The organism is Halomonas organivorans (assembly GCF_014192055.1).
GTDB classification, from domain to species: domain Bacteria; phylum Pseudomonadota; class Gammaproteobacteria; order Pseudomonadales; family Halomonadaceae; genus Halomonas; species Halomonas organivorans.
Genome location: NZ_JACHXM010000003.1, coordinates 131,026 through 150,074, shown reverse-complemented (window position 1 = coordinate 150,074; position 19,049 = coordinate 131,026). Strand labels below are relative to the sequence as shown.

Sequence of the window (19,049 nt, the reverse complement as noted above, 5' to 3'; positions counted from 1 at the left end):
AGGGTGCGTCTTTCGACGCCGCAAATGACGAGGTACCGATGCTGCTTTCGGATTCAATGTCTCTACTATGGCTGAGCTATGCCGTGCTGTCGCTGGTGGTGCTTGGCACCGGCTATCTGGGGCTGGCGTTTCTGCCGCGCCTGCCGCGCCTGGTCATTACCTGGGCGGTGGCCGGCGTGATGTGGGTGCCGGCCAGTTTTCAGCTGCCGTTGATGGACGAAGGGGAAGTCTACAAGGGTTTGGCCCCGGCCGTGGTGGTCAGCGGGCTGGCCTTCCTCGAAGGGGACACCGGCGCCATGCTGCCGGCCCTGATGCTGGTCGTGGTAGCCGCGGGCCTGGGTGCCCTGGTTGGCCTGTTGCTGTGGCGGCGCGGTCGCCGGGGCGCGGTGGCCGAGGCCGCCGAGGATCAGGGGCGTCAGGGAGAACGCCGCCAGGATGGCGGTGCACAGCGACAGGAGCCGGTGATCGGCTAAGGATGCGCGATGCGTAGCGGAGCTTGGCGCGGTCGTAGGGGTAGCCACGCACGGTGGTGGCTGGTACTGTGGCTGCTCGGGGCGGTGGCGATGGCGGCCGCGCAGCCCGCGTCGGCGCGACCTGACGTGCGGGTCGTCGTCGATGTTTCCGGCAGCATGAAGGCTCATGATCCCGATCGCCTGGCGGCGAGTGCCATGGGGCTTCTGGTCTCGCTGCTGCCCGAGGGCGCCAGCGCCGGGGTCTGGACCTTCGGCGAGCGGGTCGACAATCCGCTGCCGCTGGGGCGCGTCGAATCCGCCTGGCGCGAGCGCGCCCTGGCCCTGCCGCCGGCCCTGCGCGACTATCAGCAATATACCGACATCGAGACCGCGCTGCGTCGCGCGGTCGATGCCGAAGCCAATGGCGGTCGGCACCTGATACTGATGACCGATGGCGTCATCGATTTGCCGCCCGCCCGCGGCGCCAAGCCGGGCATCGACCGGGACTCGCGGCGCCGCCTGGTGGAGGAGCTGGCGCCGACGCTCGCCGACCAGGGGGTGGCGGTGCATGCCATCGCCTTCTCCGACGAAGCCGACCTGGCGCTGGTCGAGCGGCTGGCCCAGAGCACCGGCGGGTTGGCCGCCCGGGTGGATTCCCCCGAAGGGCTACTCGGGGCTTTTCTCGATATCTTCGAGCGTATCTTTCCGGCCGACCGCCTGCCTCTCGACGACGAAGGCCGCTTCATCGTCGACAAGGGCGTGGATAGCCTCTCGGCGCTGGTCTTCCACGAGCCCGACGCCCCTCCGCTGACCCTGGTCGCCCCGGACGGTACCCGCTACCAGGCCGAGACGGCTCCGGAGGGAGCAAACTGGCAGGTGGAGCCCCACTTCGATCTGATCCGCCTGCCCGAGCCCCAGGCGGGCGAGTGGCGTCTCGAGGGGAGGGTGGGCGAACGCAGTCGCATCAGCGTCAGCGGCCCCTGGCATCTGCGCACCTCGCCGCTGCCCGCCACGCTGTACCGTGGCTTCCCGGTGCCCGTCGAGGCTTGGCTCGAGGCGGAAGCTGACGCGGCCAACCTGCCCGGAAACCTCACCCTGGAGGTCGCACTCGAAGATGCGGACGGCGAAGAGCAGGCGTCGGTGGTCCTTAACGCCGGTGCGGAGGGGCGCTTCGAGGGCGAGTTGCCGCCGCCGGACCTGACCGGCAATGCACGGCTGGTGGTACGGGCCTCCGGCGACGGATTCACTCGCCAGCGCAGTCAGGCCGTCAATGTCCTGCCGGCGATTGGTGCCGTGCATGATCCGGCGGCGGGGCGCGTCGTGCTGGTCGCCGAGCATCCGCGCCTGACCCGTGACAATACGCGCATCCGCGGCGATCTGAGGGGCGAATCGCTCAGCGCCGAGGCGGTCGGCGAGGCACGCTGGACGCTGTCGCTGCCGTCGCTGGATCCCGAACTGCGCCAGCCGCTCGAGCTGACCGCGACCGTCACCCTGGATGGCGAGACCCGCGAGCTGAACCTGCCGCAGCTGATGCTCAATCCCGATGCGCGGGTCGGCATCGCCGGCACCGAGGCCGGCCCGACGCTTGCCGCCGAACGCTTCGCCGGGCCAGATGACCAGGCGGCACCCGATGCGTCGCCGAGCCTCGCCGACCGCTTCGTCGAGGGCGTCAACGCGGTGCCAGCCAAGCTTCGCCTGGCCTGGCAGGCCGGCTGGCCGGGGCTGGTCGAGCGGGTCCGCGGCTGGTCGCACGGGCCGATGTTCTGGATTCTGCTGGCGCTGGCCATTGGCCTGGTGCTGCTGCGTCTGCTGTGGCGCCATACCAGCCGTTCCGCTTCCTCCCGCGAGCGCAGGGATCCGCATGTGTGAATTATTGGGCATGAGCGCCAACGTGCCGACCGATATCTGCTTCAGCTTCACCGGTTTCCTGCATCGGGGCGGCGGTACGGGGCCGCACCGCGACGGCTGGGGCATCGCTTTCTACGAGGCCGGCGGCTATCGCGATTTCCGCGACCCCCACCCCTCGGTGGATTCGCCCATCGCCCGGCTGATTCGCGATTATCCGATCAAGTCGCATATCGTGATCAGCCACATCCGCCAGGCCAATGTCGGCCAGGTGAGGCTGACCAATACCCATCCCTTCACCCGGGAAATGTGGGGCCAGCCCTGGTGCTATGCCCACAACGGCCAGCTCGAGGGCTGGGAAGCCTTGCCGCTTTCCTTCTACCGGCCGGTGGGAGGTACCGACAGCGAGCATGCCTTCTGCTGGCTGATGGGCGAGCTGCGCCGCGCCTTTCCCGAGCCGCCAGCGGATCGCCGCCGGCTCTGGAGTCTGCTGCATCGTCTCTGCGAACGGCTGCGTGGACTCGGGGTCTTCAACCTGTTGCTGGCCGATGGCGAGTATCTCTACACCTATTGCACCACCAAGCTGGCGCATATCACCCGTCGGGCACCGTTCGGCCAGGCCAGTCTCTCGGATGCCGAACTGGCGGTGAACTTTGCCGAGCACACCACGCCCGACGACGTGGTCTCGGTGATCGCCACCGAACCGCTGACAGACAACGAGGACTGGGTGCGCATGGAGCCCGGCGAGCTGCTGGTGTGGCGTGATGGCGAGATTCGAGGTCGCTATAAAACGTAAGTTTCAATCGATCGTTTTACAGCCGGGAGGCGGTTGGGATAGGGTGGGGTCCATCATAGCGTCATAACAACAAGGAGCGATCCCGGGGCAGCCGGGTCGATCACAGCCTGGAGAATGCCATGAGTGAGCACGCGACGCCCGCCATCCTGCGCGGCCCCGAACTCGAGGGCGGCGACGGCTATGCCTCGGTGATGGATGTCTTTCATGCCGCCGTCGAGCGTTTTGCCGACAATCCCGCTTTCACCTGCATGGGGCGCACGCTGAGCTACGGTGAGCTGGATCGCCTGTCCGCCGCTTTCGCCGCCTGGCTGCAGCACGAGACCGATCTCCGGCCCGGCGATCGCATCGCCATTCAGTTGCCCAATGTCCTGCAGTTTCCGGTGGCAGTGTTCGGTGCCCTGCGTGCCGGCCTGGTCGTGGTCAATACCAATCCTCTCTACACCGAGCGGGAGATGGCCCACCAGTTCAAGGATGCCGGTGTCCGTTCGATCGTCATCCTGGCCAACATGGCGGCCAAGCTCGAGAAGATCCTCGACGACACCGAGATCGAGCAGGTGGTGGTCACCGAACTGGCCGATCTGCACCCCTTCCCCAAGCGGCCGCTGATCAACGCCGCGGTGAAATATCTCAAGAAGCTGGTACCGGCCTACCGCCTGCCCGGCGCCTGGCGTTTCCGCGATACCCTGTCGCGGGGGGCGCTGCTCGAGCATCGCGACATCGCCCGTGAGGCCGGCGATATCGCTGCCCTGCAGTACACCGGCGGCACTACCGGGCTGGCCAAGGGCACCATGCTGACCCACGGCAACCTGGTGGCCAACATGCTTCAGGCGCGCCAGGCGATCGGCCCCGGGCTCGCGGAGGGCGGCGAGACGATCATCGCGCCGCTGCCCGTCTACCACATCTACACCTTCACCGTGAATTGCCTGTTCATGATGGAGACCGGCAATCATTCGGTGCTGATTCCCAATCCCCGGGATCTGGACGGTTTCATCAAGACCCTGAAATCGGTGCATTTCACCGGTTTCGTGGGGCTCAATACCCTGTTCAATGCGCTGTGCAACCGCGATGACTTCCGGGCGCTCGACTTCTCCGGCCTGCACCTGACCATCTCCGGCGGCATGGCGCTGACCCGGGCGGTGGCCAAGCGTTGGGAAGAGGTGACCGGCTGCCCGGTCGCCGAGGGCTATGGGCTCACCGAGACTTCACCGATCGTCAGCTTCAACCCCATCGATGCCATACGGCTCGGCACGATCGGCAAGCCGGTGGCCGGCACCGAGGTCAAGGTCGTGGACCTGGAAGGCAATGACCTGCTCGGCGGCGAGGCCGGCGAGCTCTGCGTCCGAGGTCCCCAGGTAATGAAAGGCTACTGGAACCGCGACGAGGATACTGCGCGTGCCCTCGACGCCGATGGCTGGTTCCACACCGGCGACGTCGCCGTGTTCGAGGAAGATGGCTACATCCGCATCGTCGATCGCAAGAAGGACATGATCCTGGTATCCGGCTTCAACGTGTACCCCAACGAGATCGAGGATGTCGTGGCCCATCATCCCGGCGTGGTGGAGTCGGCCGCCGTCGGGGTGCCGGACGAGGCCAGCGGCGAGGCCATCAAGCTGTTCGTGGTGGCCAAGGACCCCGATCTGGACGCCGAGACCCTGCGCACCTGGTGCAAGCGGGAATTGACCGGCTACAAGGTGCCGCGCTACGTGGAGTTTCGCGACGAGCTGCCCAAGACGAATGTGGGGAAAGTGCTGCGCCGCCAGCTTCGCGACGAGGCCAAGGGGCAGAATGGAGGCGGTTAGGCTCGGCTGCCCAAGACGCTTGTCCCGTTCAGCAAGGTGCCGCGCCGCCAGCGGCCCTTGGCTCGAAGCTGGAGGCCCGCAGCCCGCAGCCCGCAGCCCGTAGCCCGTAGCCCGAAGCTGGAGGCCCGTAGCCCGCAGCCCGAAGCTGGAGGCCCGTAGCCCGTAGCCCGTAGCCCGTAGCCCGCAGCCCGTAGCCAGGTGCGATTAGCCCCGGACTGTCTCACGGCGTTACAATAACCGGCCCGCATCGCCCTGCCGATGCGGGTTCTTTCGTCCCGAGCCTGATCGATTACTGGAGCCTTCGAGTCCATCGTGAGTAGCCTGACCCCAGCCCCCGACGCGCCCGAATCCGACGCCGCCGCCCTGAAGGCCCTCCAGGGCGAGCTCGACGGCGTGCTGCTGCGCGACGCACCCCGACTGGGCAAGCGCCTCGCCGGCCTGACCCGGCGCAGTCGGCAGGGCAAGCCGGTGGATCGCGGGCTGTCCGAGCTGCGCCGTGAGGTCGAGCGCTCGCAGGCGAAGGTGGATGCCCGGGCGTCGCGGCCGGTACGCCTGGCCTATCCCGAGGAGCTGCCGGTCGCCGAGCGCCGTGAGGACATCCTCGAGGCGCTGCGCGATCACCAGGTGGTGGTGGTGGCCGGTGAGACGGGCTCGGGCAAGACCACCCAGTTGCCCAAGCTGTGCCTGGAGCTGGGGCTTGGACGCCGTGGGTTGATCGGTCACACCCAGCCGCGCCGGCTGGCGGCCCGCTCGGTGGCCACCCGCCTGGCCGAAGAGATGGAGGTGCCGCTGGGCGAGCAGGTCGGCTATCAGGTGCGTTTCACCGACCACACCGACGATGCCACCCTGGTCAAGCTGATGACCGACGGCATCCTGCTGGCCGAGACCCGTCATGATCCCGACCTTCGCCGCTACGAAGCGATCATCATCGATGAAGCCCACGAGCGCAGCCTCAACATCGACTTCCTGCTCGGCTATCTCAAGCGCCTGCTCGAGCGTCGCCCCGACCTCAAGGTGATCATCACCTCGGCGACCATCGACGTGGAGCGCTTCGCCGAGCATTTCGCCCTGGCGGGGGAGAACGGCACCCGGCGCCGGGCGCCGGTGGTCGAGGTCTCGGGGCGCACCTATCCGGTGGAGGTGCGCTATCGGCCGCTGACCCGCGAGGCCGAGGACGAGGAGGACCGCACCCTGCAGGAGGGCATCCTGCAGGCGGTGGAGGAGATCCAGGCCGCCGAGCGCGAGAAGGGCTGGCTGCATGGGCCGCGGGACATCCTGGTGTTCCTGCCCGGCGAGCGCGAGATCCGCGAGGCCGCCGACACCCTGCGCCGCGCCGAGCTGCGCGACACCGAGATCCTGCCGCTCTACGCGCGGCTCTCCAACGCCGAGCAGAATCGCGTCTTCGCCCCGCACCGCGGGCGGCGCATCGTGCTCTCGACCAACGTCGCCGAGACGTCCCTGACCGTGCCGGGCATCCGCTACGTGATCGACCCGGGCCTGGTGCGCATCAGCCGCTACAGCTACCGGGCCAAGATCCAGCGCCTGCCGGTGGAGGCGGTCAGCCAGGCCAGCGCCGATCAGCGCAAGGGCCGCTGCGGCCGCGTGGCCGAGGGCCTGTGCATCCGCCTCTACGACGAGGAAGACTACCTTGGCCGCCCCGAATTCACCGATCCCGAGATTCGGCGCACCAACCTGGCCTCGGTGATCCTGTCGATGCTGTCGCTGAAGCTCGGCAGCATCGAGGCCTTCCCCTTCGTCGACCCGCCCGACTCGCGCTTCGTTACCGACGGCTTCCGGCTGCTGTTCGAGCTCGGCGCGGTGGACGAGGGCCAGCGCATCACGCCGCTCGGCCGCAAGCTGGCACGGTTGCCCATCGACCCGCGCCTGGCACGCATGCTGTTGGCCGGGGCCGAGCAGGGCGGCCTGCGCGAGGTGCTGGTGGTGGTCTCGGCGCTGGCCATCCAGGATCCCCGCGATCGCCCCGCCGAAAAGCGACAGGCCGCCGACCAGGCCCACCGTCGCTGGCAGGACCCGGACTCCGATTTCGTGGCGCTGCTCAACCTGTGGCACGGCTTCGAGGCCGCTCGCGAGGAGCTCTCCGGCAACCGGCTGCGCCGCTGGTGCAAGGATCACTACCTCAACTACCTGCGCCTGCGCGAGTGGCACGATACCTTCCGCCAGCTGCGTCAGCTGCTGCGCGACATGGATATCGAGGTCCCGGCGCCGAGTTCGCTTCCGCCGGCTGACGATGACGGCGAGATCGCCCAAAAGGCCCGCCGCGACAGTGCCGTGCGGCTGCACAAGGCGCTGCTGCCGGGGCTGCTGTCGCACCTCGGCCATTTCCTGGAGAACCGCGAGTATCAGGGCGCGCGCAACCGCAAGTTCATGATCCATCCCGGCTCGGGGCTTTCCAAGAAGACGCCCAAGTGGGTGATGGCCTTCGAGCTGGTCGAGACCTCGAAGCTGTTTGCTCGCACCGTGGCCAAGATCGATCCGGCCTGGATCGAGCCGCTGGCCGGCCATCTGGTCAAGCGCAGCTACAGCGAGCCGCACTGGGAGATGAAGCGCGCCCAGGTGGTGGCCTTCGAGCAGGTCACGCTGTTCGGCCTGGCGATCGTCAACCGGCGCAAGGTGCACTACGGCCCCATCGCGCCGGCGGAGTCCCGGGAGCTTTTCATCCGCCGGGCGCTGGTGGAGGGCGAATTCAAGACCCGCGGCGAGTTCTTCGCCCATAACCGCGCGCTGGTCGAGGAGGTCGAGGATCTCGAGGACCGCGCCCGAAAGCGCGACATCCTGGTCGACGAAGAGGCGCTGTTCGACTTCTACGACGCCCGGCTCCCCGAGGACATCGTCAACGGCAAGGGCTTCGAGGCCTGGCGCAAGAAGGCCGAGCGTGACGCCCCGGACGTGCTCAAGTTCGACCGCGCCGCGCTGCTGGCCCGGGAGGCCGAGGAGGTCACCCAGGCCGATTATCCCGACGAGCTGGCGTTGAACGGCGTGCGCTATCCGCTGAGCTATCATTTCGCCCCCGGCGCTGCCGACGACGGCGTGACCCTGACCGTGCCGGCGGCGATGCTGCCGCAGCTGCCCGAATCGCGCCTGGAGTGGCTGGTGCCTGGCCTGTTGCGCGAGAAGTGCATTGCGCTGCTCAAGTCGCTGCCCAAGTCGATCCGTCGCCAGGTGGTGCCGATTCCCGACTGGGTGGATGCCGCCCTGCAGGCCATGACGCCGGACGACGTGTCGCTCAGCGAGGCGCTGGGCGAGTTCCTGCGCGTCAAGACCGGGGTTCGCCTGCATCCCGATGACTGGCGGGTCGATCAGCTCGAGCCGCACCTGGTGATGAACCTGCGGGTGGTCGACCATGAGGGACGAGAGCTCGGCCAGGGGCGCGACATTCGCGCCCTGGAGCAGCGTTTCGAGGCCGCCGCCGGGGAGGGCGCTCGCGCGCTGGCCAGTGAGGCCAGCGAAGCGGATGTGCTGGAGACGCTGCCCGAGGCGCCGCTGCCGGAATCCCGGGTCACCACCCAGGCCGGCATCCGCGTCGAGGCCTATCCGGCGGTAGTACCCGAGGACGACAACCTGCGGGTCGAGCTGTTCGACCATCCCGACAAGGCGCGCGAGGCCCATCGCCACGGCGTGGTACGGGCCGCCATGGCGCGGCTGCCCGACCAGGTGCGGGCCATCGAGCGCCTGCCCGGAGTGCAGCCCTGTGCGCTGCTGTTCGCCAAGGTGGGCAGCAAGCGACAGCTGACGGAAGACCTGGTCAGCGCCGTCATCCAGCAGATAGTGGCCGTCGACCCGCTGCCCCGTTCCCGCGATGAGCTGGAGACGCGCCTGGTCCAGACCCGCGACGCCCTGGTCCCCCACGCCGAGGAACGGCTCGGTATCCTCAAGCAGGCGCTGGAGGGTCATCTCTCGGTGACCAAGGCGTTGAAGGGCAATCTCAACCTCTCGCTGGCGCTGGTTTACAGTGATCTCAAGGCCCAGATGCAGCGCCTGGTGCATCCCGGCTTCCTCACCGAGGCCGGCGACTGGCTGGTGGAGTATCCGCGCTACATGGACGCCGCACGTATTCGCCTGGAGAAGGCGCCGCGGGAGCGCATGCGCGACCAGATGCACATGCAGTCGGTGCAGGACTTCGAGGCGCGGTGGATGGCCCGGCGCGAGAGCGAGCGGCGCGGCGGCGTCGAGGACCCGGCGCTGGTCGAGTTCGGCTGGTGGATCGAGGAACTGCGCGTGTCGCTGTTCGCCCAGCAGCTGGGGACCCGGATGCCGGTCTCGGAGAAGCGTCTCGAGAAGCGCTGGAAGGAGCTCACCGGGCGCGCCTGATTCACTAGCCGGCCGGCGAGGGCAGCAGCCAAGCGTCGGCCCAAGGAGACATGCATGACGGATGTGGTCATCACCGGTACTGGCCTTTATACGCCGCCGCATGCCATCGGCAACGAGGCCCTGGTGGGCGCCTTCAATGCCTGGGTAGAGACCGAGAACGCCAGGCGCGCCGAGGCCGGCGAGACGGCGCGGCTCGACGCGTCGAGCAGCGACTTTATCGTCAAGGCCTCGGGCATCGAGAACCGCTATGTGCTCGACGCCGAGGGCATCCTCGATCCGACCCGGATGCGCCCTCGGCTGCCCCGGAGAGGCAATGACGAGCCATCGATCCAGTGCGAGATGGGGCTGGCGGCGGCCAGCGAGGCCCTGGCTGCGTCGGGCGTCGAGGCCGCTGGCATCGACCTGGTGATCGTGGCCTGCTCCAACCTGGAGCGTGCCTATCCGGCGGTGGCCGTGGAGCTGCAGGCGGCCCTGGGTGCCTCCGGCCACGCCTACGACATGAACGTGGCCTGCAGTTCGGCGACCTTCGCCATCGACGCCGCCGCCAACGCCATCCGTGGCGGCGGCGTGCGCCGCGCTCTGGTGGTCAATCCCGAGATCTGCTCGGCGCATCTCAACTTCCGCGACCGCGACAGCCATTTCATCTTCGGCGATGCCTGCACGGCCATCGTCCTCGAGGACGCCGCTGTGGCCAGTGCCGAGGGGGGCTTCGAGATCCTGGGGACGCGACTCGTGACCCGTTTCTCCAATGCCATCCGCAATAACGCGGGCTTTCTCGATCGGGTCACCGACGTCGATTCGCTGGCCGCCGATCGACTCTTCGTTCAGGAAGGCCGGCGAGTGTTCAAGGACGTCTGCCCGATGGTGGCCTCGTTGATCGGCGATCACCTGGCCGAGCTTTCATTGTCGGGGGAGAGGCTCGATCGTCTGTGGCTGCATCAGGCCAACCGCCACATGAATGACCTGATCGCCCGCCGGGTCCTGGGCCGCGATCCGAGTCCCGCGGAAGCGCCGATCATTCTCGATCGCTACGCCAATACCAGCTCGGCCGGCTCGATCATCGCTCTGCATTTGCACCGTCAGGACCTGCCGACGGGTGCACTCGGGGTGGTGTGTTCCTTCGGCGCGGGCTACAGTGCCGGCAGCGTCGTGATCCAGCGACGCTGAGACCGATATGGACGATGGAAAGATGCGTAGGGAGACTGCTCGAGCAATGAACTCACATGCCCCGATGCGCCAGGCCGGACGTGGCCTGGCGGCGCTGTGCGCGCTGGCCCTGCTGACGGGCTGTGCGTCCACCGCCACCAGCGAGCGCTCCCGACCCGAGGACCCCTGGGAGGGGTTCAATCGCCAGGTGTTCGCCTTCAACGAGACCCTCGATCGCTATGCCCTCAAGCCGGCGGCCCAGGGCTATCGATTCGTGACCCCGGATCCGGTGGAAACCGGCATCGGCAACTTCTTCTCGAACCTTGGCGAGATCCGTACCACCCTCAACAGCCTGCTGCAGGGCAAGGGCAGTAACGCCGGCATCGCCACGGGGCGCTTCTTGATCAACTCCACGGTGGGCGTGCTCGGCTTCTTCGACGTGGCCTCGCACATGGAGTTGACCGGTCGCGAGGAGGATTTCGGCCAGACCCTGGCTACCTGGGGCGTCGGCGAGGGGCCCTACGTGGTGCTGCCGCTGCTGGGGCCGAGCACGGTGCGCGATACCGCCGGGCTGCCGGTGGACATGTACACGGATCCGCTCACCTATGTGGAGGAGGATAAGGTACGCTATTCGCTGTTTGCCCTGGATGTCATCGATACCCGCGCAGGATTGCTCGATCAGGAGCGCCTGATTCGCGGCGATCGCTACAGTTTCATCCGCGACAGCTGGTTGCAGCGTCGACGCTTCGAGGTCAACGACGGCGAACTGGGCGAAGATCCCTTCGCCAACGATGAGTTCGACTTCGATGATGCCGACTTCGATGACGCCTTCGCCGAATGAGGCCATGACAGCATGTCTGGAGCCAACGAGCTGGTCGCGCTGATCGACGTTCCCGGGCCCGAGCGCGATGCCCTGGCCGAGATCATCGCCAAGGATGGGCTGGCGGTTATCGCCGTGGAGAACGCCGAGCAACTGCCGCACAACGCCGCCCTGGTGGTGGCGCATTCACGCGCGCTGCCCAGCGATGCCTGGGGGGATCTGGCCGAGCGTACGCCGACCCTGGTGGTCAGCGACGATCGACAGGACAGCGAGCTGCTGAGGGCCGTGGATGCCGGCCTGGTCGACTATGTGGTCGAGCCGCGCCGGCACGGTCACCTGCTGCGACGCATGATTCGCCGGGTCATCGACCTCAACCGGCTGGCCCAGGAACGCGAGCACGACCGCGCGCGGCTGGCCGAGCTCAACGAGCGCCTCGAGACCCATCTGGCGATGCTGCGCCTCGACCAGCAGGCCGGCGGCCAGATCCAGCGCAAGCTGCTGCCGCCTCGGCCCCAGAGCGTGGGTGGCGTGAGCTGCGACTACTGGTTGGCGCCGTCGCTGTACCTGTCCGGCGACTTCCTCGACTTCCAGCGCTTCGACGATCGCTATACCCTGTTCTACTTCGCCGACGTCTCGGGGCACGGAGCTTCCTCGGCCTTCGTCACCGTGCTGCTCAAGTCGCTGTCCAACCGCTGGCAGCACGAGTGGGACGGTCAGCACCCGGAACGCCTGGCACCGCGCTGGCTGGCCGGCTTGAATCGTGAGCTGCTCGACACGGGCATCGGCAAGCATGCCACGCTGTTCGTCGGCGTCATTGACCGAGAGCGTCGCTATCTGCACTATTCGCTCGGCGCCCAGCTGCCCATGCCGCTGCTGGTCGACGACGGCGACGCTCGCTACCTCTCGGGGGAGGGCATGCCGGTGGGACTGTTCCCGGATGTCGAATATCCGCAGTTGGGCTGTGAATTGCCGGCCGACTTTCGGCTGTGGCTGTGCTCCGACGGCATCCTCGAGTGCCTGCCCGGGGAGACGCTCGAGTCGCGTCTCGAGGAACTGCGCCGGCGGGCTCGGGACAGCGAGACGCTGTCGGCGCTGCGCGACGGCCTTGCCCTGGGCGACAAGATCGCCGACGATGATACAGAGGTCGCCGAGCACGCCCCCGGCCATGACGAGCTTCCCGATGACCTGACGATCATGATGTTGAGCGGATTTGGCAATGATGATGCATGAAGGCCGCATCAAGGCGGCGTTCGACTCCGGGGTGTTCGTACTCAAGCTGTGTGGGGACGTTCGCCTGACGCTGTGCGCGACCCTCGACACCCAGGCCCAGCGTCTGGCCGAGACGCCGGGGCTGGAGGCGGTGATGGTGGACCTGCGCGAGGCCACCAATGTCGATTCCACGGCGCTCGGTTTCCTGGCCAAGGTCGCCATGGCGCTTCAGGGCCGACTGCGTCAGCCGCCGACCATCGTCGTCGACAATCCCGACGTCAGGCGCATGCTCGACGTCATGGGTTTCGCCCATTACTTCACCCTGGTGGATTCGCCGATCACCGAGCCCCACGAGCTGCGTGATCTGCCGGAGGTCCCTGCCGACGAGGCGCAATTGCGTGAACGCATCCTCGAGGCGCATCGTATTCTGATGCACATGAACGAGCACAATCGCGAGCAGTTCCAGCCGCTGGTGGAGATGCTCGAGGATCAGGAGATCGCGCCTCACCGGGGCTGAGCAAGCCGCTTGCCGCGCGAGCCGAGTGCATCTCATCCCGCGGGAGTCGCCGAAAGGCGACTCCCGCGCGTCGTTTTCAGCCTTGGCGAAGCTCGCCCAGCAGCGTCTCGAGCTTGCGCTGGTCGGCCATGAACTTGCGGATGCCTTCGGCCAGTTTCTCGGTCGCCATGGCATCCTCGTTCAGGGCCCAGCGGAACTCGGCCTCGTCCTGCGGTTCCGGGGCGCGGGTCTCGGCGTCCATCGGGGACAGGCGACGCGCCAGGTGACCGTGGCTCTCGGCCAGCTCGCCCAGCAGGGCCGGCGAGATGGTCAGCCGGTCGCAGCCGGCAAGCGCCTTGATCTCGCCGCTGTTGCGGAAGCTGGCGCCCATCACGATGGTCTCGTAGCCGTGCCCCTTGAAGTGCTCGTAGATGCGCTTGACCGACTGCACGCCGGGGTCGCGATCGCCCTCGAAGTCGGCCTCTGGCTCCCGGGACTTGTGCCAGTCGAGGATGCGGCCGACGAAGGGCGAGACCAGGGTGACGCCGGCATCGGCGCAGGCGCGGGCCTGGTCGACGCCGAACATCAGCGTCAGGTTGCAGTGGATGCCCTCGCGTTCGAGGACCTGGGCGGCACGAATGCCTTCCCAGGTGGAGGCGAGCTTGATCAGGATCCGCGAGGGATCCACGCCGTGGCGCTGGTAGCGGTCGATCAGCGCGCGGGCCCGGGCCAGCGAGGCCTCGGTGTCGAAGGACAGCCGCGCGCTGACCTCGGTGGACACGTAGCCGGGCACCAGGGCGCTGATCTCGCTGCCGATTTCCACCGCGACCGCGTCAAGGGCGTCATCGATGTCGGTGGCCTGGCGAGCGATCTCGCCAAGCCGCTGGCGGCGGCCCTCCTGCTGGGCGGCCTGCAGGATCAGCGACGGGTTGGTGGTGGCGTCGGTGGGCTGGAAGCGGCGAATGGCCTCGATGTCGCCGGTGTCGGCGACTACCGTGGTCATGTTCTTGAGTTGCGTCAGCAGGTCGTCTGCCATGGGTCGTGCGTCCTCCGTGGTATCTGGCTTTTCACTCTAGCAAGGGCCGCGGAGCGAATATAGCCGGGCCCGGCAAGTGCCGGTCAGTTGGGTTAATATTAGCGGCCTAGTGGATATCCTGTTGGAGGCTCCTTGATCCTCAATGCCCGACGCGTGGCCCTGCTGGTGGCCACCAACACCGCGCTGGCTCCCTTCGCCATCGATGCCTATCTGCCCGCCATGCCTGCCTTGGCCGACGCGGTAGGCGAGAGCATTCATCACACCGAGATGTCGATCAGCGTCTTCCTGCTCGGCTTCGCCTTCGGCCAGCTGACCGGGGGGCCGATGTCCGACCGCCTGGGGCGGCGCCCGGTGCTGCTCACCGGCCTGGTGGTGTTCCTGCTGGCCAGCCTGATGATCATCCGCGTGGAGTCGCTGGGCGAGCTGCTGACCTGGCGCTTCGTGCAGGCCCTCGGCGGCGGGGCCTGCGTGGTCAATTCGGCGGCCATCGTGCGGGACTGCTTCAGCGGGCGCGAAGCGGCCAAGGTGATGTCGACCATGGCGATGATCCTGATGCTGGCGCCGCTGGTGGCGCCGGCGGTGGGCAGCGGCCTGCTGTATCTGGCCGACTGGTGGCTGATCTTCGCCTTCCTGGCGGCCTATGCGGCCTTCCTGCTGTGGTTCATGGGCACTCGGCTGCCGGAAACCCGAGCCGCCGATGCCCCGGTGGCCTCGCCGCGCCAGGTGCTGCGCAACTACGCAAGCGTGCTGCGTCACCGCGAGGGCATGGGCTATGTGCTGTCGGTGGCGGCCACCTTCTCGGGGATGTTTGCCTTCATCACTGCCTCGCCCTTTCTCTACATGACCCACTACGGCGTATCGCCGGCGATCTATCCGCTGGTGTTCGGCGCCAATGTGGTGGTCATGGCGCTCTCCAACCGGGTCAATATCCGCCTGCTGCGCCGGCGTACGCCCCAGCAGAACATGCGCCTGGGGCTGGGCGTGCAGTTCGGCGTGGCCGTTGCCCTGGTGGCGCTGGTGGCCACCGGGCTGGATTCGCTGGTGACCGTGGTGCCGCTGATCATGCTGTTCATGGGCATGGTCGGGCTGATCACGCCCAACGCCATCGCCTCGCTGCTCGAGCACTTCAGTCACATGAGCGCCACCGCCACGGCGCTGCTGGGCTGCATACAGTTCACCTGTGGGGCCCTGGCCGGGATGGTGGTGAGCGCCTTCGAGATCAATAGCGCCTGGCCGATGGTGCTGACCATGCTGCTGGTGTCGCTGGCGGGGAACCTGGCCCTGCGCGGCCTGGTGGGGCGCGCCGCCCTCCACTGAGGGGGCCTCCTCCACGCCGGCCGCTCGGCCGGCATGCCCAGGGCCCCGGGGTTGCCGAGGCCACTGCTTCCCTCCGCCGACGATGCGGTCGGCACGAGAGAGCGCTTGTCATGAAGCTGTCATTTTCGTGGGGCATCGTGTGTCTCGCGCAGGATGATTACTTCCCAGAACAGGAGCTTTCTCCATGAACCGCATCCTCAAGACCACCGCTATCGCTGCCGCCGTCATGGGCGTAGTCGGTGTCGCCCAAGCCCGCGAGCAGGTTCGCATCGTCGGGTCCAGCACCGTCTATCCGTTCGCCAGCTACGTGGCCGAGGAGTTCGGCGCAACCACCGATCATCCGACCCCGGTCATCGAATCCACCGGTTCCGGTGGCGGCCTGCGCCTGTTCTGCAACGGCGTCGGCGATGACACCCCGGACATCACCAACGCGTCGCGCCGCATGAAGCCCTCCGAGTTCGAGCGCTGCGCCGAGAACGGCGTGACCGACATCACCGAGGCCTTCATCGGCTATGACGGCATCGCCTTCGCCGAATCCAGCGAGAACGAGGCCCTGAACCTGACCCGCGAGCAGCTGTTCCTGGCCCTGGCCGCCAAGGTGCCGGTCGACGGTGAGCTGGTCGACAACCCCTACACCAAGTGGAGCGACATCGATTCCTCGCTGCCGGATCGCAAGATCGCCGTCTACGGTCCGCCCACCACCTCCGGCACCCGTGATGCCTTCGAGGAACTGGTGATGGAAGCCGCCTCCGAGGACATGGACGTCTATGGCGGCGAAGGCTACACCGATATCCGTGCCGATGGTGCCTACATCGATGCCGGCGAAAACGACAACCTGATCGTTCAGCGCCTGGCCGAGAACACCGAGGCCTTCGGGATCTTCGGCTACTCCTTCCTGGAAGAGAACGGCGACAGCCTGATCGGTGCCAGCATCGATGGCATCGAGCCGACCCCCGAGGCCATCGGCAGCGGCGAATATCCGGTCTCCCGCTCGCTGTTCTTCTACGTGAAGAACCAGCACGCCGACGCGGTACCGGCCATGAACGAGTACGCCAACATGTTCATGAGCGAGCAGATGATCGGCGATCTCGGCTATCTCAAGGGCATCGGCCTGATTCCGGCGCCGGAAGACCTGCGCGCCGAGGCCCGCAGCGCCGTCGAGAATCACGAGGCACTCGAGCTGGCCGACCTCAAGTAAGAGGCCGGGTCTCAGCCCTGTACCGGCCGGCAGCCAGGGGCTGTCGGCCGGCGCACGTTCCGGTGGGGTGACGGTCGTTCCGGCCCCGCGGATCCATTCCGCCGAGAGACACCTATGCAGACCAATCAACTCCTCGCCCTGTTCTGCGGCACCCTGCTGGTGCTGGGTCTGATAGCCTTCTTCCTGGGGCGTGCCAAGGCCGCCAAGGTGCGTGCCGGCGGCGCGTCCATGTATGCCCAGCCCGACCAGTACGCCTGGTTCAGCGTGCTGTCCACCGCCGGGCCGGCGATCGCCGTAGGGGTGGTCGGCGCCCTGGCCATGCTGCTGCTGGGCACTGCGATCTCGCCCCTCTATCTGCTGGCCGCCAGCCTGGTGGTCGGCTGTGCGGGGCTGGCCGCCGGCATTCGGCTGGTGCGGCCCGACTTCCACGCGCGCCAGGCCATCGAGCGGGTCATCCGCTTCTTCCTGGCCGGCGCCGCGCTGATCTCGATCTTCACCACCTTCGGGATCCTGATCTCCATCGTCGGTGAGGCCATTCGCTTCTTCCAGATGCAGAGCTTCTGGGACTTCATCACCGGCACCACCTGGAATCCGGGCGCGAGCTTCCTGGCCGCCGCCGGCCGTGCCGAGGAGGGCGCCAGCGCCGCCCAGTTCGGCTCGGTGCCGCTGTTCGCCGGGACCTTCATGATCACCGCCATCGCCATGCTGGTGGCGATTCCGGTGGGCTTGCTGTCGGCGATCTACATGGCCGAGTTCGCGCCGGCGCGGGTGCGGACCCTGGCCAAGCCGGTGCTCGAGGTGCTGGCCGGCATTCCCACCGTGGTCTACGGCTTCTTCGCTGCGATTACCGTGGCGCCGTTCATCGTCGACGTGGCTGGGTTCTTCGGCCTCGAGGCCTCCTTCAACAACGCCCTGGCCCCCGGCGTGGTGATGGGCATCATGATCATCCCCTTCATCTCCTCGCTGTCCGACGACGTCATCAATTCGGTACCGGACAGCATGCGCCAGGGCTCGCTGGCGCTGGGCATGACCAAGGCCGAGACCATCCGTGACGTGGTGGTGCCGGCGGCGCTGCCGGGGATCATTTCCGCCTCGCTGCTGGCAGTGTCGCGGGCGCTGGGCGAGACCATGATCGTGGTGATGGCCGCCGGCATGCGCCCCAACCTCACCGCCAACCCGCTGGAGGACATGACCACCGTGACGGTGCGCATCGTCGCCGCCCTGACCGGTGATCAGGAATTCGCCAGCGCCGAGACCCTCTCGGCCTTCGCCCTGGGCCTGGTGCTGTTCGTGGTGACCCTGTCGCTGAACCTGGTGTCGGTGATCATGATTCGCCGGTTCCGCGAGAAGTACCGGATCAACAACCTTTAACGCTGGGAGCCATTCCGATGAGCCAATCCTTCGACGAGATCAGCGCCCAGCTCCGGCGTCGTCACCGCAAGTCCGCCCGCCTCAAGTGGGTATCCATGGGCGCCCTGGGGCTGGCCGGCCTGTTCCTGGTGCTGTTCTTTGCCGACATGCTGGTCAAGGGCCTGCCGGCCTTCCAGCAGGCCCAGATCCAGGTCCAGGTCGACTACAGCGAGCGCGCCGCCGAGCTGCCCCTGGCCGCCGTCCAGGAGGACGTGCGCCCGCTGGTCAGCCGCGGTTACCTGCGCCTGATCCCCGGCCGCATGGAAGACAATCCCGAGCTGCTCGGCACCACGCGCATGGAGTGGGTGATGGCCGATGCGGAAGTCGACCAGTACCTCAAGGGCCATCACACCCGACTGAGCGCGAACCAGCAGGCGGTGGTGGACCGGCTCAAGGCCGACGGTCGCGCCGAGCTGCGCTTCAACACCACCTTCTTTACCAGCGGCGACTCCAAGATGCCTGAGCTGTCGGGTATCGCCTCGGCCGCCATGGGGACGGTGATGACCCTGCTGGTGACTCTCGCCGTGTCCTTTCCGATCGGCGTGATGACCGCGGTGTATCTCGAGGAGTTCGCTCCGGATAACCGCTTCACCCAGCTGATCGAGATCAACATCAACAACCTGGCGGCGATCCCCTCGATCCTGTTCGGTCTGCTGGGCCTGGCCATCTTCATCAACTTCTTCGGCGTGCCGCGCTCATCGCCGCTGGTCGGTGGCTTGACCCTGGCCCTGATGACCCTGCCGGTGATCATCATCTCCACCCGCACGGCGCTGCGCAGCGTGCCGGATGCCATTCGCCACGCCGCCTTCGGGGTGGGCTGCTCGCGCTGGCAGGTGGTGCGCGACCACGTCCTGCCGCTGGCCCTGCCGGGCATCATGACCGGCTCGATCATCGGTCTGGCCCAGGCCATGGGCGAGACGGCGCCGCTGATCATCGTCGGCATGGTGGCCTTCATCCCCGATGTCACCGCCTCCTTCAGCGATGCCGCCACGGTACTGCCGGCGCAGATCTTCACCTGGGCGGGCGAGCCCGAGCGTGCCTTCGTCGAGAAGACCTCCGGAGGCATCCTGGTGCTGCTCGCCGTGCTGATTACCCTCAACGCCACCGCCGTGGTGCTGCGCAAGAAATTCGAACGTCGCTGGTAAGCCATGCGGCCCGACACAGGACATGCCAAGATGAACATTCAAGTAGCCCAG

At 67.3% G+C, this 19,049-nt stretch carries 14 protein-coding genes; 13 read left to right on the top strand and 1 reads right to left on the bottom strand.

Annotation, left to right across the window (positions count from 1 at the left end; genetic code table 11):
• Positions 1-38 precede the first annotated feature (38 nt).
• The 9 genes from FHR96_RS05050 (at position 39) to FHR96_RS05010 (ending at position 12,913) form a co-directional block, all read left to right on the top strand.
• Positions 39-473 carry a hypothetical protein gene (locus FHR96_RS05050; protein ID WP_183386581.1) on the top strand — a complete coding sequence of 145 codons (435 nt, stop codon included), beginning with the start codon at positions 39-41 and terminating at the stop codon, positions 471-473.
• Between the two features lie 9 nt (positions 474-482).
• Positions 483-2,321, top strand: coding sequence for a VWA domain-containing protein (locus FHR96_RS05045; protein ID WP_183386580.1), 1,839 nt, complete (start codon positions 483-485; stop codon positions 2,319-2,321).
• Positions 2,314-3,093 (top strand): class II glutamine amidotransferase, encoded by a 780-nt coding sequence (locus FHR96_RS05040; protein ID WP_183386579.1) that lies wholly within the window; start codon positions 2,314-2,316, stop codon positions 3,091-3,093. Before FHR96_RS05045 ends, FHR96_RS05040 begins: the two co-directional genes overlap by 8 nt.
• Positions 3,094-3,212: 119 nt before the next feature.
• Positions 3,213-4,892 (top strand): AMP-binding protein, encoded by a 1,680-nt coding sequence (locus tag FHR96_RS05035; RefSeq protein ID WP_183386578.1) that lies wholly within the window; start codon positions 3,213-3,215, stop codon positions 4,890-4,892.
• 312 nt (positions 4,893-5,204) lie between these two features.
• Complete coding sequence (gene hrpA, locus FHR96_RS05030; protein ID WP_183386577.1) at positions 5,205-9,221, top strand: ATP-dependent RNA helicase HrpA; 4,017 nt, start codon at positions 5,205-5,207, stop codon at positions 9,219-9,221.
• Positions 9,222-9,275: 54 nt separating this feature from the next.
• Positions 9,276-10,388, top strand: a complete 1,113-nt coding sequence (locus FHR96_RS05025; RefSeq protein WP_183386576.1) for a beta-ketoacyl-ACP synthase III — start codon at positions 9,276-9,278, stop codon at positions 10,386-10,388.
• A gap of 46 nt (positions 10,389-10,434) precedes the next feature.
• Positions 10,435-11,208, top strand: coding sequence for an MlaA family lipoprotein (locus FHR96_RS05020; RefSeq protein WP_183386575.1), 774 nt, complete (start codon positions 10,435-10,437; stop codon positions 11,206-11,208).
• 12 nt (positions 11,209-11,220) lie between these two features.
• Positions 11,221-12,417 (top strand): PP2C family protein-serine/threonine phosphatase, encoded by a 1,197-nt coding sequence (locus FHR96_RS05015; protein ID WP_183386574.1) that lies wholly within the window; start codon positions 11,221-11,223, stop codon positions 12,415-12,417.
• Positions 12,404-12,913, top strand: coding sequence for an STAS domain-containing protein (locus tag FHR96_RS05010; protein WP_183386573.1), 510 nt, complete (start codon positions 12,404-12,406; stop codon positions 12,911-12,913). Before FHR96_RS05015 ends, FHR96_RS05010 begins: the two co-directional genes overlap by 14 nt.
• 76 nt (positions 12,914-12,989) lie before the next feature.
• On the opposite strand, the gene tal is transcribed toward FHR96_RS05010, so the two are convergent.
• Positions 12,990-13,928 (bottom strand): transaldolase, encoded by a 939-nt coding sequence (tal, locus tag FHR96_RS05005; RefSeq protein WP_183386572.1) that lies wholly within the window; start codon positions 13,926-13,928, stop codon positions 12,990-12,992.
• 132 nt (positions 13,929-14,060) lie between these two features.
• On the opposite strand from tal, the gene FHR96_RS05000 reads away from it, so the two are divergent.
• From FHR96_RS05000 to pstA, 4 genes are all read left to right on the top strand, one after another.
• Complete coding sequence (locus FHR96_RS05000) at positions 14,061-15,245, top strand: multidrug effflux MFS transporter (RefSeq protein WP_183386571.1); 1,185 nt, start codon at positions 14,061-14,063, stop codon at positions 15,243-15,245.
• A 184-nt stretch (positions 15,246-15,429) separates the two neighbouring features.
• Positions 15,430-16,443: a PstS family phosphate ABC transporter substrate-binding protein gene (locus FHR96_RS04995; RefSeq protein WP_183386570.1), complete on the top strand. Its 1,014-nt coding sequence runs from the start codon at positions 15,430-15,432 to the stop codon at positions 16,441-16,443.
• A 114-nt stretch (positions 16,444-16,557) separates the two neighbouring features.
• Positions 16,558-17,814 (top strand): phosphate ABC transporter permease subunit PstC, encoded by a 1,257-nt coding sequence (pstC, locus tag FHR96_RS04990; RefSeq protein WP_183386569.1) that lies wholly within the window; start codon positions 16,558-16,560, stop codon positions 17,812-17,814.
• 17 nt (positions 17,815-17,831) lie between these two features.
• Positions 17,832-18,998, top strand: coding sequence for a phosphate ABC transporter permease PstA (gene pstA / locus FHR96_RS04985; protein ID WP_183386568.1), 1,167 nt, complete (start codon positions 17,832-17,834; stop codon positions 18,996-18,998).
• Positions 18,999-19,049 lie beyond the last annotated feature (51 nt).